Origin of the sequence: Rhizobium sp. NLR22b (assembly GCF_019685295.1) — a bacterium.
Taxonomy (GTDB): Bacteria; Pseudomonadota; Alphaproteobacteria; order Rhizobiales; family Rhizobiaceae; genus Rhizobium.
Genome location: NZ_JABDWM010000012.1, coordinates 52,296 through 75,164 on the forward strand (window position 1 = coordinate 52,296; position 22,869 = coordinate 75,164).

Here is a 22,869-nt window from a genome sequence, read left to right on the forward strand (position 1 = left end):
GGGCTTGACGGCAAGCCGTCAGTTGCCCTTCATCTGCCTTCGAAGACCACACCAGACGATTATCCCAAATTCAATTCCTGGAAGAAATCATTGCCCTTATCGTCGATGACGATGAAGGCGGGAAAATCTTCCACCTCGATCTTCCAGACTGCTTCCATGCCGAGCTCGGGATATTCCAGCACTTCGACCTTGCGGATGCAGTCCTTGGCGAGACGGGCGGCGGGGCCGCCGATCGAACCCAGGTAGAAGCCGCCATGTTTCTTGCAGGCTTCGCGCACGGCGCGCGATCGGTTGCCCTTGGCGAGCATCACCAGCGAGCCGCCGAAGGACTGGAACTGGTCGACGTAGCTGTCCATGCGGCCGGCCGTCGTTGGGCCGAAGGAGCCGGAGGCATAGCCGGCCGGTGTCTTGGCGGGACCGGCATAGTAGACCGGGTGATTTTTCAGGTAATCGGGCATGCCTTCGCCCTTTTCCAGGCGATCGCGGATCTTGGCATGAGCGAGGTCGCGGGCGACGATAATGGTGCCGGTCAGCGAAAGGCGCGTCTTGACCGGATGCCTGGAGAGTTCGGTGAGCACTTCGGCCATCGGCTTGTTGAGGTCGATATGCACGGTCGATTCCGACAGTTTCGCCTCGTCGATCTCGGGCATGTATTTCGACGGATCGGTTTCGAGCTGCTCCACGAAAATGCCGTCGCGCGTGATCTTGCCCTTGGCCTGGCGATCGGCGGAACAGGAGACGCCGAGGCCGATCGGCAGCGAGGCGCCGTGGCGGGGCAGGCGGATGACACGCACGTCATGACAGAAATACTTGCCGCCGAACTGGGCGCCGACGCCCATCTGCTGCGTCAGCTTGTGGATTTCCTTTTCCATTTCGACGTCGCGGAAGGCATGCCCGCTCTCGGAGCCTTCGGTCGGCAGCGCGTCGAGATAACGGGTCGAGGCGAGCTTGACCGTCTTCAGGTTCATCTCGGCCGAGGTGCCGCCGATGACGATCGCCAAATGGTAGGGGGGACAGGCTGCCGTCCCCAACGTCAGGATCTTCTCCTTAAGGAAGTCGATCATCCGGTCATGGGTCAGGAGCGAGGGCGTGCCCTGATAGAGGAATGTCTTGTTGGCCGAACCGCCACCTTTGGCGACGAAGAGGAAGTCGTAAGAGTCGGTGCCTTCCTGATAAATATCGATCTGAGCCGGCAGGTTGTTCCTGGTGTTCTTCTCTTCGAACATCTTGATCGGCGCGAGCTGCGAATAACGCAGATTCTTCTTTTCATAAGCGTCGAGCACGCCTTTCGAAAGCGCCGCCGCATCACCGCCCTCCGTCCAGACCCTGCGGCCCTTCTTGCCCATGATGATCGCCGTGCCGGTGTCCTGGCACATCGGAAGCACGCCGCCGGCGGCGATATTGGCGTTCTTCAGCAGATCGTAGGCGACGAAACGATCATTGTCGGTCGCTTCAGGGTCGTCGAGGATGGCGGCAAGCTGCTTCAGATGCGTGGGGCGCAGCAGGTGGTTGATGTCGGCAAAGGCAGTTTCGGCAAGCAGCCGGATGCCCTCGGGATCGACCGTCAGAATTTCCTGACCCTTGAAGCTGTCGGCCGAGACGTAGTCGCTGCTGATCTTGCGGTAGGGGGTGGCATCCTCGCCGAGGGGGAAGAGATCGTCAGCCATCCAAGTGACCTTTCTGGTGGGCGTCGCTGAAATTGGAACCGGTCTAAATCTGCTGCGATGCAAATGCAATTGGGAACGGCGGAGTGTGGAGTTGGAGCCATGTCGTGCCACGTTTTGCAACCCGCCCGTTGCACGCAATAAGAGAGTGAAACAAGGGCGAACTCGACATTTGTCGCGAAACAACCGACTTCAGGTTGCCTTCAATTCAAGCCCAGTTCATATTCTCGGCAGCGTTAACCTGCCGGGGCTTCCAATGACAAATGCAAAGCCAACTGCTGTCGACGACCTTCTGGTTTTTTTCGAACATGACTGGATCAGGGGCGATCTGCTGCGCCTCGCCAGCGATCCCGAAGGTGCGGACATGTATGTTCGCTTCGTCAATGGCGTCCGTATCGACGCCAAACATGGGCCTGACCACGAAACGATCATTCAGGGCAAGTACGGAACCTTCAAGGTGAAGCCTGACGGTCACTTCACATATGAGCTGGATACCACGCTGGATGTGGTGAAGAATTTAGGGAAGTCCGATCAGCTCATCGAAAAACTGAGTTACAAGATGTCCGACGGCTCGGGGGGCACGGACCTCGGCGTGTTGACCCTTGCGATCGACGGCGTCAACGAAGGCGAAAAATACCACGAAGTCCTGGATTTCGATGATATGGGCGTCTTATCGAGGGCGGATAATTTCTCTCTCCCCAATTATCGGGGCTTTGCGCTCTCCGTGAACGGCAGCCACGATGTGACGCTTCTGAACGGCATTGTCTACGATACCATTCCGGGCGTCGACGCCATCACCGAAGACGGTTTCAGCGACACCGTTTTATCCCCCGGCTCGGCGCCCGTAAGCTTGAAAATGGTCGATGGCGGGGAGTTCACCTTTCAGAGCGTCTCGATCGCCGAACTGTCGGCATCGCCCTTTCATCTGACGCTCACTGCCCTGAACGACGGCCAGATCGTCTATCAACAGGAGCTCGAGGTTACCGGGCCCAATCTCGAGGTCAATCTCGAAGACATCGAAGAAATCCGCTTCGACTTCATGGGCAATTCTGTGGTGATGGACAATTTTTCGCTGTTGGTTTGAGGCTTGTCTGATGTCGTGCGGGGTTCCCCGTCCGATGCCAGCAGGGGCGACCGCGATGGCAAGAAATATGAGGGCGCCTACTCACCCCCTCATTCCTGTGCTCGTCACAGGAATGAGGGAGCAAGTGCCAAGCTTGCCCGCTCCCTCTTGCTTCGACCATGGAGAAGAAGGAACGAGTGGAGAAGAGGAGCAGACCTCCTTAACCGATTACTTCGGCCCGATCATCGTCTCCGGACGCACGATCGCGTCATATTCTTCCGATGTCACCAGTCCGCTGGCAAGTGCCTCTTCCTTCAGCGTCGTGCCGTTCTTGTGCGCCGTTTTGGCGATCTTGGCGGCGGCGTCGTAGCCGATCTTGGGGGCGAGGGCGGTGACCAGCATCAGTGAGCGTTCGAGGCCGGCCTTGATGTTGTCCTCGCGCGCCTCGATGCCGACGACGCAGTTGTCGGTGAAGGAGACGGCGGCGTCTGCGAGCAGCTGCACCGACTGCAGGAAGTTATAGGCCATCATCGGATTGTAGACGTTGAGCTCGAAATGGCCCTGGCTGTCGGCGAAGGTCAGTGCGGCGTGGTTGCCGAAGATGTGGATGCAGACCTGCGTCAGGGCTTCGCATTGGGTGGGGTTCACCTTGCCGGGCATGATCGAGGAGCCGGGCTCGTTTTCCGGCAGCGCCAGCTCCCCCAGGCCGGCGCGCGGGCCGGAGCCAAGCAGGCGGATGTCGTTGGCGATCTTGAAGAGAGCGGCAGCCGCCGCATTGATGGCGCCGTGGCTGAACACCATGCTGTCATGGGAGGCGAGCGCCTCGAATTTGTTCGGCGCGCTAACGAAGGGCATGCCGGTGATATCGGCGATCTCCTCGGCGACTTTCTCGGCAAAGCCGACCGGCGCGTTGAGGCCGGTGCCGACGGCGGTGCCGCCCTGGGCGAGTTCGCAGAGGCCGGGCAGGGTCATCTCGATGCGCTTGATGGCCGAGCCGAGCTGGGCGGCGTAGCCGGAAAATTCCTGGCCGAGCGTCAGTGGTGTGGCATCCTGAGTATGGGTGCGGCCGATCTTGATGATATGGCTGAACTCGGTGACCTTCATGTCGAGGGCGGCATGCAGGTGCTTCAGTGAGGGCAGCAGGTGGTGAGCGATCCGCTCGGCGCAGGCGATGTGCATGGCCGTCGGGTAGGTGTCGTTCGACGACTGGCTCATATTAACGTGATCGTTCGGGTGCACGGGCTTTTTGGAACCCATGACTCCGCCGAGCATTTCTATGGCACGATTGGAGATGACTTCATTGGCGTTCATGTTGGATTGCGTGCCGGAGCCGGTCTGCCAGACGACCAGCGGAAAATGGTCGTCGAGCTTGCCGTCGATCACTTCCTGGGCGGCATCGACGATGGCGTTGCCCAGCGCCGGATCGAGCTGGCCGAGCGACATGTTGGCGCGGGCGGCCGCCTGTTTGACGATGCCGAGCGCGCGAAGGATCGACAGCGGCTGCTTTTCCCAGCCGATCTTGAAATTGCCGAGCGAACGCTGCGCCTGGGCGCCCCAATATCGGTCGGCGGCGACTTCGATGGGGCCAAAAGTATCGGTTTCGGTGCGGGTTGCGGTCATGAGCCTTGCCTTCCTGTCACATGCTGTTTTCTGGCATCTTCGAAAGATGTGGTCTTATAGGTTGGAAACCAGAGCAAGAAAACCGAATGCCGTGCGAAATATTGATGATCACAGTCATGTTTGTGCCTGCCGGGTGGCGTGCTTTTTCGGCCACGTTGGAAATTTTATGCATCGGCGCGTTTTTGCCACACTGGTCCGGCGGCGAAAATTCGGTAAAAAATTAACTAATAATTTCATAATTTTGTGTGAACTGCTGTGCGGCGCCGCGCAGGATTCCTCTCACATGAAATTGAGTCCGCCGGCGCTGGCGGCGAAGGCCGGTTTCTGATCAATGAGGCCCTACGCTGCTTGAGTTTCGCGGGATTTGAGCTGAGAACAGCATGACATCGGGACTGGAATATATATGACGTTCGTTTTGAAAAGCGCGGTATCCGCATTGGCAGTTTCCTGCGGTCTGGCAATGATGGCCGCTCCCGCGCATGCCTATACGCTGATGGATATGCTTCGCGGCGACAGGCAGCGGACCCAGAGCACCATTTTCATGGATCAGATGCCGCCCGGGCGTGTGGCGCCGCGTGGCGGCGAAGGTGGATCGCTTGGCGGACTTGACCCGGAGGCGCCGCTGCCGAAGGTGAGCGGTCCGCGTTATTATACCTACAAGACCGAAGCCCTGCAGTTCGTCGATACCAGCAAGTTCGCCGATCCGATCGTCACTGGTGCGGTTGCTGAGGTTTCGCCGGCGGGCGATTCCGAACCGGTGGTGCAGCGCCGTTTCCTGGCGCAGGCCAAGGTTCGCGCCAATTCCGACGTCGCCAAGGCACTCGAAACCTATTACAGCGATAGCCGTAATCCGCTCGTCTGGGTCGACGGCAACCAGATCAGCGAACGCGCCCAGTCGGCAATGGCGGCGCTGGCCGATGCGGCTTCCGTGGGCCTCGACCCTGCCGATTACGCCGTGCAGGCGCCGGCGGTCGATCCGGCCAATCCTGATCCTGCCGCGCGTGACCGGGCGCTGACGCAATTCGAGCTGGAACTTTCGGCCAAGGTGCTTGCCTTCGTGCAGGACACGGTCCGCGGCCGCATCGATCCGAACAAGATTTCGGGTTATCACGATTTCCAGCGCAAGGCGGTCAAACTGGCGCCGGTGCTGAAGCTTGCCCGCATGAGCCCGAATGCCGGCGCCTATATCGCCAGCCGGTCGCCCGATAGCCCGCAGTTCGAGGCGCTGAAGGCGGAGCTCGCCAAGCTTCGCGCCGCTGATAGCAATGAGGAGCAGGTCGTCATTTCGCTCCAAGGGCTGCTCAGACCCGGCGACAGCTCGTCCGAGATCGCCAATATCGTCAAGGCGCTGCAGAAGCACGGGTCCGAGACGCTGAAGGCTGATCACGCGGCGACGTTTGCAGCCTACGCCGGCGGCAGCGACTATTCGCCCGACATCGTCTCGCTGGTCGAGGACTTCCAGAAAGAGCACGGTCTGAAGCCAGATGGCGTCATCGGCCAGGCGACGGTGCGCGCCATGACCGGCGGCGACACCAATGCCTCGAAGATCGACAAGCTCGTCGTTGCCATGGAACAGGTGCGCTGGCTGCCGGAAGATCTTGGTTCCCGCTACGTCATGATCAATCAGCCGGCCTACATGGCCTATTACCATAATGACGGCAAGGAGCAGCTGTCGATGCGCGTGGTGGTCGGCGGCAAGAACAACCAGACCTATTTCTTCAACGACGAGATCGAGACGGTGGAGTTCAACCCGTTCTGGGGCGTGCCGCAGTCGATCATCATCAACGAAATGCTGCCGAAGCTGCGCTCGGACCCCAACTACCTCGATCAGCTCGGTTATGAGGTTGAGGTGAATGGCCATGCTGTCGCCTCGTCCAGCGTCGACTGGTACGGCTCGACCGCGAATGTTTCGGTGCGCCAGCCGCCAAGCGGCGATAACGCCCTCGGCGAACTGAAGATCCTGTTCCCGAACAGCCACGCGATCTATATGCACGATACGCCCTCGAAGAGCTTCTTCAAGCGCGACATGCGAGCGCTGAGCCACGGCTGCGTGCGCCTTGCCAATCCGCGCGCGATGGCAGCCGCCGTGCTCGGCACGACGGCGGACGATGTCGCCAAGCAGATCGCGAGCGGCCAGAATCATGCGGTGAAGGTGCCGCAGAAGATCCCGGTCTACGTCTCCTATTTCACCGCCTGGCCGAACAAGGATGGCGTGGTGGAGTATTTCGACGACGTCTACGGCCGTGACGCCTATGTCGACAAGGCTTTCGATGCGACGACCAAGGCGCGTGGGGCGCAGATCTGACGCCTAATTTTGTGATGGTTTGACGGGCGGTTTTCGGGCCGCCCGTTTTGTTTTTGAGGTTGTGAGTAGTGAGCCTTGGCAGATTGGCGCCACAAACTCGTCCCTCATTCCTATGCTTGTCACAGGAATCCAGCAGACGCGTTTCCACGCGGCGGAAGAATCGCAGCCTGTCGGTACATGGTTCCGCTGCTGCCAGCGATCTCCCCAGCAAGTCGCGCGTATTGTTCCCGACTCTAAAGTCTTATCGGCTTGCGGACGGAAGCCGGCTGGATTCCTTTGACAAGCACAGGAATGAGGGAGGATAGGCGAGCGGAGAACTCAAACAGCAATCTTCTCCGCAAACTCCCGCAGCAATCTCTCCACCAGTTCCGGCGTCAGTTCATCGTAGTGGGTGATGATGACATCCGGATCGAGGCTTGAGACCGGTACATCCGAATAGCCGAAAGGCACGGCGATCGACGGCACGGCGGCGTTTCTGGCCACGGCGATATCGTTGATGCTGTCGCCGATCATCACGGTTCGGGAAATATCGCCGCCGGCGCGCTCGATGGTGCCGGTGAGATGGCGGGCGTCGGGTTTGCGGTATTGGAAGGTGTCGCCGCCGGTGACTGCTTCGAAATAGCTGTGGAGGTCGAGCTTGTCGAGTAGGCCGAGCGCGAGGCTCTCCATCTTGTTGGTGCAGACGGCGAGGCGGTAGCCAGCGGATTTCAGGCGGTTCATGGCGGCGACCAGACCGGGATAGGGTTCCGTATGGCCGGGCATGTTGCCTGCATAATGGGCGACGAAGCGTTCCACCAGCAGCGGCAGGTCGTCTCCAGCGAGCGAATGGCCGCGCAGCCGGCAGGCGCGCTCGATCATAACCCGCGCGCCCTGGCCGACGAGATGGGTAAGATCGTCATAACTGACCGGGTCGAGGCCGAGGGCTGCGACCGTATGATTCAGGCTTTCGACCAGATCGGCATGGGTGTCGAGAAGGGTGCCGTCGAGATCGAAGACGACGAGCGGAGCGGGGGCAGGGGTCAAGGGTTTGCCTCTTTGTGCGATGGGCGTCTTGCGAGCGGCGTTCGATCGACGAGGTGTCATTCCTGGGAAAGACGCGTCATTCCCGAGAACGATGATATTGCTCCTGAGGTAGGCGATCGCGCGACGGAAAGCAACGGCCTGAGGATTAGCGGGAAGGCCGCAGGCGTTTGTTTCGGCTTTTCATTTTCCGTGATGATTTTGACTTTCGTTTGCCAGGCGAGCCGTGTAAACAGCACATCCAACGCAATAATTCGGAGCTGGCGGCGCATGGATGCCCGCGAAATGAAGATCAAGGCCGCCGAGGCCGCGCTCGCCCATGTCGAAAGCGGGATGCGTCTCGGCATTGGAACCGGGAGTACGGCGGAAGAATTCGTCCGCCTGCTGGCGGAGAAGGTCGCAGGCGGCTTCCAGGTCGAAGGTGTTCCGACGTCCGAACGAACGGCGCGCCTCTGTGTCGAGCTCGGTGTTCCGCTAAAGTCGCTTGACGAGCTGCCGGCTCTCGATATGACGGTCGACGGCGCCGATGAGATCGATCCGGCGCTCAGGCTGATCAAGGGCGGCGGCGGCGCGCTGCTGCGCGAGAAGATCGTCGCTGCGGCTTCGCAGAGGATGATCGTCATCGCTGACGAGAGCAAGCTGGTCGAGACACTCGGCGCCTTTGCGCTGCCGATCGAGGTCAATCCGTTCGGCCTCGTCTCGACGCGGATGGCAATCGAAAAAGTTGCGGCCCGGCTCGGCCTTTCCGGCGAACTCAGCCTGCGCCAATCCGGTGACGGAGAGTTTACCACGGACGGCGGCCATCACATCATCGATGCATTTTTTGGCCGCATTCCTGATGCAGAGGCGCTGTCGAGCGAGCTGAATTCCATACCCGGCGTCGTCGAACACGGGCTCTTCATCAATATGGCGGCACTTGCGATCATTGCCGGTCCTGCGGGTGCGCGCACGCTGCAGGCAAACAGATAACAGGAGCATACACTCATGATGAACATTGCAGGTCTTGGCCGTCTTGCCGCTGCGACCGTGGTTCTTTCCGGTCTTGCCTTCGGCTCCGCCGTCAAGGCGCAGGAAGTTTCCGAAGAGCAGCTGAAGGCTGCGCGCGCGGCGATCGACGCGATCGGTGCTACGGCCCAGTTCGACAATATCCTGCCCGGTCTTGCCGAACGCCTGAAGGCCGGCCTGATCCAGGATTCGCCGAACTACCAGGACATCATCTCGTCGACCGTTGATGCGCAGGCGCTGGCACTGGCGCCGCGCCGCGGCGATCTCGAGAAGGAAGCAGCACTTACATACGCCAAGGCCTTCACGGTCGATGAGCTGAAGGCGATCGCCGCCTTCTACACGTCCGACGTCGGCAAGAAGCTGCTGAAGGACGGCCCGGTCGCCTCGCGCGAGACAGCCAAGGCCGCGGATATCTGGGCCCAGGGCATTTCGCGCGACCTGGAAAAGCAGAGCAACGCCGAGCTGTCCAAGGTCATCAAGGCACCGCCACCGGCGACCGACAGCCCGGTTGCTCCGGCTCCCGCTGCCCAGCAGTAAGGCCTGCCTCATCGAATTTGCAAAAGCCCGGCATCGCCCGGGCTTTTTTGTTATGATGGATCCGGCAATAGCGGCGAGCTCTTGGTGAGGCTACATGTCCGATCATTACGAGGCAGTGCGAGTGCGGATATCGGGCAGAGTCCAAGGTGTCGGTTTTCGCCTGTGGACACGCGATCAGGCCTTGCAGCTCGGAGTAACGGGTTGGGTGCGCAATGAAGCGGACGGATCCGTCTCCGCTCTGATCGCCGGAGCCGGTAGCGCGATCTCGACGATGTTGGAGTGCTTGAAGCGTGGTCCTGCAGGGGCATCGGTCTCAAGCATAGAGACGGAAACGGCTGAACTTGAGGATATGCTGACGGGTTTCCGCGTTACCGGCTGACGGCCGCAAATCCCCGAGAGCCAAACACGCTGCTGGCGATCAGCCCCAATCCTTGGAACTCTTGGCCAATCGCCACATGCCAGTCTCATCCGGCTCCACGCGTTTGTTGCCGCGGTAGAAGATCGGCAGTCCGGTTTTCTTGTCCATGGCAAAGCGGCTCGGCGTAAATTTCTCGTTCTCGTGGCCCTGGATGGCGAGGTTCAGCGCTTCCTTGAATTTGCCGGCCTTGCACAGGTTGGCGAAGAGAGTTTGATCCATCTTTTGCTCCGGCATCCTTTCAGTCTCGTGCATTGCCTGCCAGCCTCCGTCGACGGGGTCAACCGTAAACGGTGACCGGGTCAGATTCCGGCCAATATTCGGCAATGGAGTACAGGAAGACGCGGGAGCGGGGCTTTTGTTTTCGTGACGATCGCCCCTATATCAGGAACGTCCTTCCTGCGATTCCCTTCCGGAGCTTCTTATGTCTTCCTATGATTACGACCTTTTCGTCATCGGCGGTGGTTCCGGAGGCGTGCGCGCTGCGCGCGTTGCCGCCTCGCTCGGCAAGAAGGTGGCGATCGCCGAGGAATACCGCTATGGCGGCACCTGCGTCATCCGCGGCTGCGTGCCGAAGAAACTCTTCGTCTATGCTTCGCAGTTCCACGAGCACTTCGAGGATGCAGCGGGTTTCGGCTGGACGGTCGGCCGAAGCAGCTTCGATTGGAAGAAGCTGGTCGCCGCCAAGGATGCGGAAATCGCGCGGTTGGAAGGCCTCTACAAGAAGGGGCTCGCCGGCGCCAATGCCGAGATCCTGGAAACGCGCGCCGAACTCGTCGATGCCCATACGCTGCGGCTCGTGAAAACAGGGCAGACGGTGACGGCCAAGACGATCGTGATCGCGACCGGCGGACGCCCGAACCCGCATGTCGCGCTTCCCGGACACGAGCTTTGCATTTCCTCCAATGACGCCTTTCATCTCGAGGAACTGCCAAAATCGATCGTGATCGCAGGCGGCGGTTACATCGCCGTCGAATTCGCCAATATCTTCCATGGTCTCGGCGTGGCGACGACACTGATCTATCGTGGCGCCGAAATCCTGTCTCGCTTCGACGAGGATCTGAGGCGGGGCCTGCACGAGGCAATGGTCGCCAAGGGCATCCGCATCCTCTGCCACGATACGCTGCGGCAGGTTTCCAAGGCCGACGATGGACTGGTGCTGGAGACGCTGAACAGCGGCACGCTGCAGGCCGATGTCGTCATGCTGGCCCTCGGGCGCGATCCGAATACGGAAGGTCTCGGTCTCGAGGCAGCCGGCGTAGCCGTCGACGAGCGCGGCGCCATCATCGTCGACGATTATTCCCGTACCAATGTCGAAAATATCTATGCTCTCGGTGATGTCACTAATCGAGTACAACTGACGCCGGTGGCGATTCACGAAGCGATGTGCTTCATCGAGACCGAGTACAAGAACAATCCGACCCGGCCGGACCATGAACTCATCCCCACCGCCGTCTTCTCACAGCCCGAGATTGGCACCGTCGGCCTGTCGGAAGAAGAGGCGGGCAAGCGGCACAGTGAGCTCGAAGTATACCGCGCGCAGTTCCGACCACTGAAAGCGACGCTTTCCGGCCGGCCCGAGCGGATGATCATGAAACTGATCGTCGATTCTGCGAGCCGAAAGGTTGTGGGGGCTCATATCCTCGGGCACGATGCCGGCGAGATGGCGCAGTTGCTCGGCGTCACGCTCAAGGCCGGCTGCACCAAGGACGATTTCGACCGGACGATGGCGCTGCACCCGACAGCGGCCGAAGAGCTCGTCACCATGTATGCGCCGAGCTATCGAATCCGCGACGGAAAGCGCTTCTAGGCAAGACTCTCAACTGGTGATGCGCGGCGCACGGATGACTTTGAGGAAAAGAGCCTTCATAGCATCGGCGATGCCTTCGGTCGGCGTCACCTCGAAATAGAGGCCCGGCGAGGCGCATTCCTGCATCTTGGTCGGGATCTGGCTCTGGAAGGGGCTGATCCAGGTATTGTACCAGCTGTTTTTCGGGAGAGGCAGGTAGGTCGTGTAAAGTACCGCGATCCTTATGCCCTTATCCTTCAGCGGCTTGCAGAAGGAGGTGTCGATCGGTTCCTGGCAACGCTTGCCGGTGAGTTTCTTGGTGCAGCCCTTCGGCTTCTCGCTGTCACCGACCCCATCCGAGACAAAGAACAGGATCTTCTGCGGCGTCGTTGAGGTGCTGCCGTCTCCGGGGGTAGTAATGATGTCTTTCATCTGTGTCAGCGCGTTGTCAAAGCTCGTCTGCTGGTCGTTGTTGTAGCCCTGATATGGAATGGTCATCAGGTCGACGGCGTCGGTGTAGGTGCGCACCTTGTCGAGGTCATCCGTCGGCTCGGATATGGTCGTGAGCTTCGCATCTTCGGCCTTGGTGCCGAAAGTATAGACGCCCATTTGGAATTGATTGGAGGAAACCCGCGTCGCTTTTGCGGTCTGCGTCAATTCCTTGGTCGCCTGGCGCACGACGTCGATACGCATGCTGACGCCGAGCTTCTTGGCAAGATTGTAGTAGTTGTTTTTGTTTTGAGTTTCGTGGCAGGCGAAGGCGCAGCTGTCACTGGTGTTCTTTTCCATCGTCGAGACGTCTTTGGCGGTGGCGCCGACGCCCATCGACGGCGTGTTGTCCAGCAGGATGTAGAAATCCATGAAAGAAGCCGTCTGATACTCGGCTGTCGCCGTGCCCGAGATTGTGATCGAATCCCGGCCGAGAACGCGCATGAAGGTGGTCGGCACGTTCGCCGTAAAAGAAACCTGAGAGTTCAGCTTGTTTGCGGCCTTGGTGACGTCGATGCCGAGATCGACTTGAATGCCGGTCAGCTCGCCTGACATCTGGGACATGAATATGTTACGGGCGTCGGTGCTGCCAAGCGATATCGTGCCGTTGCCGCTCATCGTCATCGCGGCGGCGACCGCGCCCGATTTTTCGGCGATCGAACCGACGGCAGCGGCATCGGCGGCGGCGTAGAGCTGCGTCCTCAGACTCAGTGCGTGGGCCACATCCACCGCCATGCCGGCCGCACCCACGAGCGGCACCATAAGCAATGCGGTCATGATGCCGAAATTGCCCGAGCGGTCCAAAATGAAGCCGGGCGGAAGGATCGCCATGACATGTCCCCAATGTTGAAACTCCTTCGGGTTCTACATGCAAAATCTGAAATATGGGGAAATCGACATGGTATATGCTGGTTTAAAGCGGCCGGTGATTGGCCTTTGCAAGCTTGATCTAAAGGTCTATAAGCCGCCGGATATTAAGACAGGGCATCCGAGGATTGGATGTGAGTGAGGTTAGTAAGATGGCAGAGAACTGGACCCCGAGCAGCTGGCGGCAAAAACCGATCCTGCAGGTTCCCGAATATCCCGATGCAGCCGCTTTGGCGGCAACAGAGGCCACTCTCGCCAGCTATCCGCCGCTCGTCTTCGCAGGCGAAGCGCGCCGTCTGAAGAAGCATCTCGCCAATGTCGCTGAGGGCAATGGTTTCCTGCTGCAGGGTGGCGACTGCGCCGAGAGCTTCGCCGAACACGGCGCCGACAACATCCGCGACTTCTTCCGCGCTTTCCTGCAGATGGCCGTCGTGCTGACCTTCGGGGCGCAGCTGCCGGTCGTCAAGGTCGGCCGCATCGCCGGTCAGTTCGCCAAGCCGCGCTCCTCGAATGTCGAGAAGCAGGGTGACGTGACGCTTCCGGCCTATCGCGGCGACATCATCAACGGCATCGAGTTTACCGAGGAGTCGCGGATTCCGAACCCCGAACGCCAGGCCATGGCCTACCGCCAGTCGGCCGCGACGCTGAATCTTCTGCGCGCCTTCGCGATGGGCGGCTACGCCAATCTCGAAAACGTGCATCAGTGGATGCTCGGCTTCGTCAAGGACAGCCCGCAGGGCGAGCGTTACCGCAAACTTGCCGACCGCATCAGCGAAACCATGGATTTCATGAAGGCGATCGGCATCACTTCGGAAAATCACCCGAGCCTGCGCGAGACCGATTTCTTCACCAGCCATGAGGCGCTGCTGCTCGGCTACGAGGAGGCGCTGACCCGCGTCGATTCCACCTCGGGCGACTGGTATGCCACGTCGGGCCACATGATCTGGATCGGCGACCGCACGCGCCAGGCCGACCATGCGCATGTCGAATATTGCCGCGGGATCAAGAACCCGATCGGACTGAAATGCGGCCCGTCGCTGCAGGCCGACGATCTGCTGCAACTGATCGACATTCTGAACCCCTCGAACGAGGCCGGGCGTCTGACGCTGATCTGCCGCTTCGGACACGAAAAGGTCGCCGAAAACCTGCCGCGCCTCATCCGCGCCGTCGAGCGCGAGGGCCGCAAGGTCGTCTGGTCGTGCGATCCGATGCACGGCAACACGATCACGCTTAACAACTACAAGACACGTCCCTTCGAGCGGATCCTGTCGGAAGTCGAAAGCTTCTTCCAGATCCACCGCGCCGAAGGCACGCATCCCGGCGGCATCCATGTCGAGATGACCGGCAAGGACGTGACGGAATGCACCGGCGGTGCCCGGGCCGTCACCGCCGACGATCTGCAGGACCGCTACCACACGCATTGCGATCCGCGCCTCAACTCCGACCAGGCGCTCGAACTCGCCTTCCTGCTTGCCGAGCGCATGAAGGGCGGCCGAGATGAGAAGCGCATGGTTGCAAACGGCTAAGCCAGCCGGAAACGTGATAAAAAACCCGGCGCGATGCCGGGTTTTTTGTTGCCTTCAGATGCTCGCCTGAATGCTGTGCAGGTTGGCATAGACACCGCCCTGCGCCATCAGATCATCATGCGTGCCCTGTTCGACGATGCCGTCGCCGGTCAGGACCAGGATGCGGTCGGCATGTCGCACTGTCGACAGCCGGTGGGCGATGACCAGGGTGGTGCGGCCGTTAGCGCCTGCTGCACCGCCCGTTCGCTCTCGTTGTCGAGGGCGCTGGTCGCCTCGTCGAAGATCAGGATTTCCGGATCTTTCAGGAAGGCGCGGGCGATCGTGATGCGCTGGCGCTGGCCTCCTGACAGTTTGACGCCGCGCTGGCCGATATCGGTATCATAGCCATTGGGCAGGGCCATGATGAAGTCGTGCGCATTGGCGGCGCGGGCAGCCGCCTCCAGCTCGGCATCGGTCGCATCCGGCCTGCCGTAGCGGAGGTTTTCCGCGACGGTGCCGGCAAAGAGATAGACGTCCTGCTGCACCACGCCGACATGGCGCCGGAGCGAGGCCAGCGTCACGTCGCGGATATCGATTCCGTCGATGCGGATCGCTCCGGCGTCGATATCGTAGAAGCGCGGTATGAGCGCGCAGAGCGTGCTCTTGCCGACCCCCGAAGGCCCGACCAGGGCGACGAATTCTCCGGGGGCGATGGTGAGGGAAAGCCGCTCCAGCACCCTGGGACCATCGGCTTCGTAGCCGAAGGCGACGTCGGAAAAACTGATCTCGCCCCTCGGCACCGGCATCGGACGGGCGTTCGGCCGGTCGGTGATATCGGGATCGATCTCCAGGATTTCCATGGCTCTGATGAAGCCGGTATAGCCTTCCTGCCAGAGGCGCACGAAATTGGCGAGCCGCTGCACGGGATCAACCAGCACGCCGACGCAGAGCAGGAAGGTCAGCATATCCGGGACGGTCAGGTCCGCCGCCAGGATGCGCAAGCCTCCTGCGATGATTACCAATATGGTAACGAGCTGGGCGAAGGTTTCGGTGCCGACCGAAAACCACGCCTCGCTGCGGTAGCCTTCGGCGCGGCTTTGCAGAAAACGCTGGTTTTGCGCGGCGAAGCGCTGCCGTTCCAGTGCCTCGTTGGCGAAGGACTGGACGACACGGATGCCGGCGAGCGCATCTTCGACACGCTCGTTGACGGCGGCGATCTGCCGCTTGCTGGCTTCGAGCGCACGGTTCATGCGCCGGTTGAAATAGAGCGCATAGACCACTGCCACCGGAGTGAGCAGCAGGATGAGAGTCGCCAGCAGCGGATCGATGAAGAACAAGACCAGCATGGCCCCGCCATATTTCAGAACGGCAATGGAGAGATCCTCCGGGCCGTGGTGAAAGAGCTCGCCCAGCCAGAGGGAGTCATTGGTGATGCGGCTCATTAGCTGGCCGGTGCGCTGGCGGTCGTAGAAGCTGAACGAGAGTTTCTGGCAATGCTCGAAGAGTTCCTGCCGCACTGTCGCTTCGATGCGGGCGCCCATGACATGGCCGCGATAATCGACGAAGAAGATCGCCGCTATCTGGACCGCGAGAACGGCAAGCATCACACCGCCCATCGCAAGGATCTGAGCGAAGGCCTGCGGGGTGTCCGGTAGAGCAAGAAGCCGGCTCGTGACGATGTTGGCGCAGAGCGGCAAGGCAACCGCCGTGCCGGCGACGAGGATGGCGCAAAGCAGATCCGCAAGTAGCAACGGCAGATGCGGACGGTAATAGGAGATGAATTTGCGCATTCGCGACCGGCGCCGCTCGCGGTCGGCGGCGTTCCAATCGTCCCGGAAGAGGTTCAGAAAGAGGTTATGGCGTCGCGAGCTTTTCCTCGCGCGGGAGAACGGAGTATGCATGAAGCAGAATGTCCTTGTGGGCGATGTTTCCTTTCTGTTTGGACAGGGTCGCTCTCATTTCAGTCTCCCGGCGGTTGAATAAATCGAGGCTATAGTATCACCGAGAACGGCGTCCGGTTCAACGCGGTGACGATAGGAGATGGGCCGGTGTGGTCGATGGGCAACAGCGAGGGGTCGCCAGCCATGCTTGGGCGAGTGCCGCTTTTGGCGTGCACCTTCAAGATTTCTGATCGCTCGTTCAGGGGAATGGATTTGACGGCAGGGCCGAGTGGCCGCACTTTCTCCAGGAGCGAGGAGAGAACGATCATGCGCGAACAAAACACAGGCGGCTGCCTTTGCGGCGCCGTGCGATATTCAATCGCGGCGAAGCCAGGACCGGTGGTTGGCTGCCATTGCTCGCAATGCCGCCGGCAGACGGGATTTTACTATGCCGCGGTCAACGTGCCGCGCGCCTCTCTTTCGATCGAGGGAGCAGAAGCCATCCGCTGGTATCGGTCCAGCGAAGAGGCGCAGCGCGGCTTCTGCTCGAATTGCGGCTCGGCATTGTTCTGGCAGGGTGACGGACGATCGGAAGTCTCGGTGATGGCAGGCACTTTCGACGAACCGAGCGGCCTCACCTTCAGCCACCATATCTACTGCGCCGACAAGGGCGATTTCTACGAGATATCAGACGGTCTGCCGCAATATGACAGGTATCCGCCTGGTTGATGTGAGGATGCCTCGCGTCAGGTCTTGGTCGCGAGCGCGGCAGTGAGACGCGCGACGTCTTCGCGCAGCGCCGTCAGTTCGGTCAGCACGCTCATGTCGATCTTCTGATGCAGCGAGAGCACTTCGAGTTCGGCCTTGAGGTTGACTTCGTAATCCTTGGCGGCCTCGAAGCGGTCGCGCTCGGCCTGGCGGTTCTGCGACATCATGATGATGGGCGCCTGGATGGCGGCGAGCATTGACAGGATCAGGTTCAGGAAGACGAAGGGGTAGGGGTCGAAAGCGCCACTCGCCAAAACGATGGTATTGATCACCGTCCAGACGACGAGGAAGGCCAGGAAGCCGAGGATGAATGACCATGAGCCGCCGACACGGGCGATGCTGTCGGCGACACGTTCTCCAAACGAGGCCTCGGCAGAAAAGGCGGCGTTGACGTCGGTCGAGATGATCTTGCGCTCGTGCGCTTTCGCCAGCACGCGCTTTTCGGTGTCGCCGAGTTCTTCGGCCGGTTTGTCGAAATGATGGTGCACGAAATTCGAGAGATTATTCATGGCCTGTTTCCGATGACCGTTATCGATGTTGCCGCTTTCGCGCGTCAGTATTCCGCTCCGCCGGTAAATTGCAATGCATCGGTGCCGTAAGCCTTCAGCGCGCCTGTTCACAAAAAATTCGTGAGCCCGATGCAACGCTTTGGCCGCGAACGTGTTGCGGTAACGGGAGCCGCAGGCTAAACAGATGACATGACACAGGAAAACGCTCTCTCCGATATCTTCCGCATCGCGATCGGCCAGCTCAATCCAACGGTCGGCGATGTCGCCGGCAATCTTGCCAAGGCACGTGAAGCGCGCGCCGAGGCAGCCCGAGAGGGCGCGCACCTACTCGCGTTGACCGAGCTTTTCATCTCCGGCTATCCGCCGGAGGACCTGGTGCTGAAGCCGGCCTTCATCCGCGCCTGCTGGAACGCGGTGGAAAGCCTTGCGGCCGACACCGCCGATGGCGGGCCGGGCGTCATCATCGGATTCCCCAGGCAGGATGAGACGGGGCGCTATAATTCTGTTGCCGTGCTCGACGGCGGCAAGGTCGTCGCGGTGCGCGACAAGGTCGATCTGCCGAATTACGGCGAGTTCGACGAGAAGCGGGTCTTCGTGCAGGGGGCCATGCCGGGGCCGGTGAATTTCCGCGGCGTGCGGCTCGGCATTCCGATCTGTGAAGATATTTGGGGCGAACTCGGCGTTTGCGAGACGCTTGCCGAAAGCGGGGCGGAGATACTGCTGTCGCCCAATGGTTCTCCCTATTATCGAGGCAAGGTGGATATCCGGCATCAGGTGGTGCTGAAGCAGGTGCTGGAGACCGGCCTGCCGCTGATCTATGCCGCCCAGCTCGGAGGCCAGGACGAGCTCGTGTTCGATGGGGCGAGCTTCGCCTTCAACGCCGACAAATCGCTCGCCTTCCAGATGAGCCAGTTCGAGACGGCGCTTGCAGTGACGACCTGGAAACGTCGGGAAGCAGGTTGGCACTGCGCCGAAGGGCCGATGGCGCGTATCCCCGAAGGCGAGGAGGCCGATTACCGCGCCTGCCTGCTCGGCTTCCGCGACTACGTCAACAAGAACGGCTTCAAAACCGTCGTTCTCGGCCTTTCCGGCGGCATCGACTCGGCGATCTGCACAGCGATCGCGGTCGATGCTCTCGGAGAGGAGCGGGTGCGAACGGTCATGCTGCCCTATCGCTACACCTCGGAAGATTCACTGAAGGATGCAGCCGACTGCGCCAAGGCGCTCGGTTGCCGTTATGACATCGTACCGATCGAGCAGCCAGTAACCGGATTCAGCAGCGCGCTGTCCAACCTCTTCGAGGGTACAGAGAGTGGTATCACCGAGGAGAACTTGCAGAGCCGCGCGCGCGGCGTCATCCTGATGGCGATCTCCAACAAGTTCGGCGCGATGGTGGTGACGACGGGCAACAAATCGGAAATGTCGGTCGGCTACGCCACGCTCTATGGTGACATGAACGGTGGCTTCAATCCGATCAAGGACCTCTACAAGATGCAGGTCTATGCGCTGGCGCGCTGGCGCAACGAGAATGTGCCGCCGACTGCGCTGGGGCCGTCGGGCGAGGTAATCCCGCAGAATATCATCGACAAGGCGCCATCGGCCGAGCTGCGTCCCGATCAGAAGGACCAGGACTCGCTGCCTCCTTATCCCGTTCTCGACGATATTCTCGAGTGCCTGGTGGAGAAGGAGATGGCGGTTGAGGAGATCGTCGCGCGCGGCCATGACGTCGCGACCGTTCACCGGGTAGAGCACCTGCTCTATCTCGCCGAATACAAGCGCCGGCAATCGGCGCCGGGCGTGAAGATCACCAAGAAGAACTTCGGCCGCGACCGGCGCTATCCGATCACCAACCGATTCCGCGATCGCTGACGTAATCGACATATCGGGGAGGCAATATGCGAAGCTCGGTCGAGATCTACAATGTCAGGACGGGCAGGGCTCGCGAGGTCTGGCAGACGGACAGGCTGGTGGAAGCGCCGAACTTCTCGCCCGATGGTTCCTATCTCCTGCTCAACGGCGACGGGCTGCTCTTCCGGCTGCCGCTCAATGGCGGCGAGGTAGTCAAGGTCGATACCGGCTTTGCCGTCAACTGCAACAATGACCATGGTATCTCGCCTGATGGCACCGAGATCGTCATCTCCGACAAGACCGAATTCGGCAAGTCAGCGATCTATATCCTGCCGATCGAAGGCGGCACGCCGCGGCTCGTCACTCAAAACCAGCCATCCTACTGGCACGGCTGGTCGCCGGACGGGCGTCAGCTGGCCTATTGCGGCATTCGCGACGACCTCTTCGATATCTATACCATCTCCGTCGATGGCGGCGTCGAGACGCGGCTGACCCATGGCGAGGGCCGTAACGACGGGCCGGATTATTCCGCCGACGGGCAATGGATCTATTTCAACTCCAGCCGCACCGGGCTGATGCAGATCTGGCGCATCCACCCCGATGGCACGGGTCTCCAACAGGTGACTTCGGATGATCAAGGGAACTGGTTCGCCCATCCGTCACCCAGCAATGACAAGGTGCTGATCCTGTCCTACGATCCATCGGTTTTCGACCATCCGCGCGACCTCGACGTGCGGCTGCGGCTGATGGATATGGACGGTGGCAACCTGAAGACGCTGTTCGAGCTATTCGGCGGGCAGGGCACGATCAACGTGCCGAACTGGTCCCCCGATGGCGAGGAATTCGCCTATGTACGGTATTTTCCGGCGAAATCTTGAGAGGGCGCACCGCCAGTTCATGATGGCGGGATGGGCAGTCACTGATTAGCGGGGGCCGTTTCGGCCGGACACAATGTTTCAGAAGCGCGGTGCACAGTAACTCTTGAGTGCCCTCCGATGCTTTGTAGTTGCACCGAAACAGACTCACCCCCGGAAGGGGGAAATTTTGAATCAATACTTGAAACTGTGGTCGGTCCCGACTGAAATGCCACTACGGTCGTCTCCGGTCGACCATACTTGGATGTGAACGAATAGAACACGATCGAGGCGAACTCATCAACGCCTCCATCTCGTGTTTTCGTCACCGCGACGATTTGGTTGTTATCGCAAACGACAAGACTAACTTCTGCGCCATCAACATACCATTGACCGGGCAGCTCAGGTGAAAGCACCCTTACGTTCCAACCCCGCTCGCTTGAGATGCGCCTGGCCTCATCTAACGAGCTACCTAATTTAAAAACGCTTGGGCTATCAGCTGTGTCAGCCTTGGCGAGCTCGGCACTGAATCCCAAGGTTGACGCTATACAACAGGCTAAAAGCAAGCGAGCAGGAGCGGCAATCAAGTTTCTTGTCCTCAAAATATTCAGTCATACGGCGTACGATTGCATCGATGCCGCCGACTCCACAAGCCATTTTTGAATGGGCGGCGGGTCTGCCCGCCGCGTTGAATGCGGCCGCCTAAGCCGCAACAACGGCCTTGCGGCGGTCGCGGACAGCCTTGGCGAGATCCTCAAGTACTTCCACCGACATATCCCAGCCGATGCAGCCATCGGTGATGGACTGGCCGTAGACCAGCGGCTTGCCGGGCGTGAGATCCTGGCGCCCGGCGACGAGGTTGCTTTCGATCATCATACCCTTGATGTGGTGATTGCCGGCGGCAATCTGTCCGGAAACGTCCTTAACCACTCGTGGTTGGTTCATCGGATCCTTGCTGCTGTTGGCGTGACTTGCGTCGATGAGGATGCGTGGATCGACATCAAACTTGATGGCATCACCGACAACGGCTTCGACATCGGCCGCCTCATAGTTCGGGCGCTTGCCGCCGCGCAGAATGATATGGCAGTCCTCATTGCCCTTTGTCGAGGCGATTGCCGCCTGTCCGTCCTTGGTGACGGCCGGGAAGTGATGCGGTTGTGAAGCAGCCAGGATCGCGTCGATCGCGACGCGAGCGCCTCCATCGGTGCCGTTCTTGAAACCGATCGGGCAGGAGAGTCCGGAGGCGAGCTGGCGGTGGATCTGGCTCTCGGTCGTGCGCGCGCCGATCGCACCCCAGCTGACGAGATCGGCGATGTATTGCGGCGTGATCGTCTCAAGGAATTCGACGCCGGCGGGTAGGCCCATCGCGTTGATGTCGAGCAGCAGGCGTCTGGCAATTCTCAGCCCTTCCTCGATACGGTAGCTGCCATCGAGATGCGGGTCGTTCATCAAGCCCTTCCAGCCGACCGTGGTGCGGGGCTTTTCGAAATAGACGCGCATGACGATTTCCAGATCGCTGGAGAAGCGCTGTCGCTGCTCGGCCAACCGCGCGGCATATTCGCGTGCGGCAACCGGATCGTGGATGGAGCAGGGGCCGATGACGACGATCAGGCGATCGTCTTCACCCTTGAGAATTTGATGGATGGCATTGCGATTGCTGGTCACCGTCTCGCTGACTGAAGCGGTTCGGGGAATTTCCGCGATGATATCGGCGGGTTTGGTCAGCGGGGTGATCTCGAGAATACGCAGATCATCGATGGTGTCGGGCACGGCATGGCTCCTGTTTGGTCGTACCGTGCGGAAGAAAAAAGCCGCCAGGTAGACTAGCGGCTGTTCGGGTGGTCGTCGCGTCGAATTCAGTTACGCACGGGCCCGCATCCGCTGGGAGCAGCGGTACGAATAAAATCGCGAGGCGTAGATTGAAGTCGTGGACATGGCGCGTATGTAGCGTCGCCGCCGTCCATTGTCACGCAAAATTTGCAAGCTGAAACCACCGTTCGAGGGAGCGGCTTCCTGGTTCGGGAGGCAAAGCCTATGGCCCGGAAGCGTCCACTTCCGGGCCATATGGTCTATAATTCGCGCGAAAAATGCGCATGCCGCAATCAGAGGGCGTCGACGTTCACGCCGACGGTGACCGCGCCGATCGGCGTTCCCGCTTCGTCCGAGATCGTGATGCTTGCCTGCGACTGCAGTGTCTGGGTCGATTCGTCCTTCTCGATCTCGTCGACGAAGACGGCATCCTTGCCGGCGCCGAAGGACTTCTGGAATTTCGCCTCGTCGCCCTGCCAGTAGTCGGAGGTGACGTCGCTTTGACCGACATTCAGCCCTTTTGCGTCCATGACAAAGATCTCGGTAATCTTGCCGCCAGACGCTTCTTTCTTCGCCTGAAGGAATTTCGACAGCGCATTGCCAAGCACGCCATCGATCATGGAATGGTCGGAACCGTCGACCTCGCCACGCCATTTCTTGTCGAGAGCGTCGATGTCGGCTTCGCTCAGCTTGGCGTTCGCAGTGTCCTGCGCCTTGATGGCCTCGATGATGGCGGGATCGTTCAGCCAGGGCTTCACGTCGCTCTTCACGTAGTCGGCGATAGGGGCAAGCTTGGCATCCTCAGCCATCGATACGCTCATGGGCGCGACGATAGCGGCAGAGGTGAAAAGCAATGCGGTCACAACTCTCTTCATAACTGTTCCCTTCCTGTGATCAGTTGCTGAAAAATAAAGTCTCGTCG

19 protein-coding genes and 1 pseudogene are annotated in these 22,869 nt (G+C 60.2%); 11 read left to right on the forward strand and 9 right to left on the reverse strand.

Going from position 1 to position 22,869, the window contains the following annotated elements; translation table 11 throughout:
* Nucleotides 1-59: 59 nt before the first annotated feature.
* Nucleotides 60-1,667, reverse strand: coding sequence for a fumarate hydratase (locus HJC00_RS19680; protein WP_221123385.1), 1,608 nt, complete (start codon nucleotides 1,665-1,667; stop codon nucleotides 60-62).
* A 253-nt stretch (nucleotides 1,668-1,920) separates the two neighbouring features.
* On the opposite strand from HJC00_RS19680, the gene HJC00_RS19685 reads away from it, so the two are divergent.
* Nucleotides 1,921-2,748: a VCBS domain-containing protein gene (locus HJC00_RS19685; protein WP_210631613.1), complete on the forward strand. Its 828-nt coding sequence runs from the start codon at nucleotides 1,921-1,923 to the stop codon at nucleotides 2,746-2,748.
* A 207-nt stretch (nucleotides 2,749-2,955) separates the two neighbouring features.
* Here HJC00_RS19685 and fumC read toward each other — a convergent pair whose 3' ends face one another.
* A complete protein-coding gene (gene fumC, locus HJC00_RS19690) occupies nucleotides 2,956-4,347 on the reverse strand; it encodes a class II fumarate hydratase (protein WP_210631069.1) in 1,392 nt (463 codons plus the stop codon).
* On the opposite strand from fumC, the gene HJC00_RS19695 reads away from it, so the two are divergent.
* Nucleotides 4,346-4,675 (forward strand): hypothetical protein, encoded by a 330-nt coding sequence (locus HJC00_RS19695; RefSeq protein ID WP_221164542.1) that lies wholly within the window; start codon nucleotides 4,346-4,348, stop codon nucleotides 4,673-4,675. The two genes, fumC and HJC00_RS19695, sit on opposite strands and share 2 nt — an antisense overlap.
* Before the next feature lie 75 nt (nucleotides 4,676-4,750).
* Complete coding sequence (locus HJC00_RS19700) at nucleotides 4,751-6,652, forward strand: murein L,D-transpeptidase (protein ID WP_221164511.1); 1,902 nt, start codon at nucleotides 4,751-4,753, stop codon at nucleotides 6,650-6,652.
* 318 nt (nucleotides 6,653-6,970) lie between these two features.
* Here HJC00_RS19700 and HJC00_RS19705 read toward each other — a convergent pair whose 3' ends face one another.
* Nucleotides 6,971-7,675 carry an HAD family hydrolase gene (locus HJC00_RS19705; protein WP_210631071.1) on the reverse strand — a complete coding sequence of 235 codons (705 nt, stop codon included), beginning with the start codon at nucleotides 7,673-7,675 and terminating at the stop codon, nucleotides 6,971-6,973.
* A 267-nt stretch (nucleotides 7,676-7,942) separates the two neighbouring features.
* Here HJC00_RS19705 and rpiA point away from each other — a divergent pair, with 267 nt between their 5' ends.
* From rpiA to HJC00_RS19720, 3 genes are all read left to right on the forward strand, one after another.
* Entirely contained in the window at nucleotides 7,943-8,641 is a 699-nt protein-coding gene (rpiA, locus tag HJC00_RS19710; RefSeq protein WP_221147595.1) for a ribose-5-phosphate isomerase RpiA, read from the forward strand.
* A gap of 15 nt (nucleotides 8,642-8,656) precedes the next feature.
* Nucleotides 8,657-9,214: a DUF2059 domain-containing protein gene (locus HJC00_RS19715; RefSeq protein ID WP_210631073.1), complete on the forward strand. Its 558-nt coding sequence runs from the start codon at nucleotides 8,657-8,659 to the stop codon at nucleotides 9,212-9,214.
* 94 nt (nucleotides 9,215-9,308) lie between these two features.
* Complete coding sequence (locus tag HJC00_RS19720; protein ID WP_221164512.1) at nucleotides 9,309-9,593, forward strand: acylphosphatase; 285 nt, start codon at nucleotides 9,309-9,311, stop codon at nucleotides 9,591-9,593.
* A gap of 39 nt (nucleotides 9,594-9,632) precedes the next feature.
* Here HJC00_RS19720 and HJC00_RS19725 read toward each other — a convergent pair whose 3' ends face one another.
* Nucleotides 9,633-9,851 carry a hypothetical protein gene (locus HJC00_RS19725; protein WP_247241728.1) on the reverse strand — a complete coding sequence of 73 codons (219 nt, stop codon included), beginning with the start codon at nucleotides 9,849-9,851 and terminating at the stop codon, nucleotides 9,633-9,635.
* Nucleotides 9,852-10,053: 202 nt separating this feature from the next.
* On the opposite strand from HJC00_RS19725, the gene gor reads away from it, so the two are divergent.
* Entirely contained in the window at nucleotides 10,054-11,439 is a 1,386-nt protein-coding gene (gene gor, locus HJC00_RS19730) for a glutathione-disulfide reductase (protein ID WP_221147597.1), read from the forward strand.
* Nucleotides 11,440-11,448: 9 nt separating this feature from the next.
* Here gor and HJC00_RS19735 read toward each other — a convergent pair whose 3' ends face one another.
* Entirely contained in the window at nucleotides 11,449-12,738 is a 1,290-nt protein-coding gene (locus HJC00_RS19735) for a VWA domain-containing protein (protein ID WP_210631077.1), read from the reverse strand.
* Between the two features lie 188 nt (nucleotides 12,739-12,926).
* Here HJC00_RS19735 and HJC00_RS19740 point away from each other — a divergent pair, with 188 nt between their 5' ends.
* Nucleotides 12,927-14,300: a class II 3-deoxy-7-phosphoheptulonate synthase gene (locus tag HJC00_RS19740; protein ID WP_210631078.1), complete on the forward strand. Its 1,374-nt coding sequence runs from the start codon at nucleotides 12,927-12,929 to the stop codon at nucleotides 14,298-14,300.
* Nucleotides 14,301-14,354: 54 nt separating this feature from the next.
* Here the strand turns inward: HJC00_RS19740 and HJC00_RS19745 are convergent.
* Nucleotides 14,355-16,180: pseudogene (locus HJC00_RS19745) on the reverse strand (ABC transporter ATP-binding protein).
* Nucleotides 16,181-16,486: 306 nt separating this feature from the next.
* Between HJC00_RS19745 and HJC00_RS19750 the strand changes: the two are divergent.
* Entirely contained in the window at nucleotides 16,487-16,888 is a 402-nt protein-coding gene (locus tag HJC00_RS19750) for a GFA family protein (protein ID WP_210631080.1), read from the forward strand.
* Between the two features lie 17 nt (nucleotides 16,889-16,905).
* Here HJC00_RS19750 and HJC00_RS19755 read toward each other — a convergent pair whose 3' ends face one another.
* A complete protein-coding gene (locus HJC00_RS19755) occupies nucleotides 16,906-17,436 on the reverse strand; it encodes a DUF1003 domain-containing protein (RefSeq protein WP_221164513.1) in 531 nt (176 codons plus the stop codon).
* A gap of 189 nt (nucleotides 17,437-17,625) precedes the next feature.
* Between HJC00_RS19755 and HJC00_RS19760 the strand changes: the two genes are divergently transcribed.
* Together HJC00_RS19760 and HJC00_RS19765 are read left to right on the forward strand one after the other, a co-directional pair.
* Nucleotides 17,626-19,305: an NAD+ synthase gene (locus tag HJC00_RS19760; RefSeq protein ID WP_221147600.1), complete on the forward strand. Its 1,680-nt coding sequence runs from the start codon at nucleotides 17,626-17,628 to the stop codon at nucleotides 19,303-19,305.
* Between the two features lie 26 nt (nucleotides 19,306-19,331).
* Nucleotides 19,332-20,162, forward strand: coding sequence for a hypothetical protein (locus HJC00_RS19765; RefSeq protein WP_221164514.1), 831 nt, complete (start codon nucleotides 19,332-19,334; stop codon nucleotides 20,160-20,162).
* Between the two features lie 678 nt (nucleotides 20,163-20,840).
* On the opposite strand, the gene HJC00_RS19770 is transcribed toward HJC00_RS19765, so the two are convergent.
* A complete protein-coding gene (locus HJC00_RS19770; RefSeq protein ID WP_221164515.1) occupies nucleotides 20,841-21,908 on the reverse strand; it encodes a 3-deoxy-7-phosphoheptulonate synthase in 1,068 nt (355 codons plus the stop codon).
* A 332-nt stretch (nucleotides 21,909-22,240) separates the two neighbouring features.
* Nucleotides 22,241-22,822: a hypothetical protein gene (locus HJC00_RS19775; protein WP_221147603.1), complete on the reverse strand. Its 582-nt coding sequence runs from the start codon at nucleotides 22,820-22,822 to the stop codon at nucleotides 22,241-22,243.
* Between the last annotated feature and the right edge of the window lie 47 nt (nucleotides 22,823-22,869).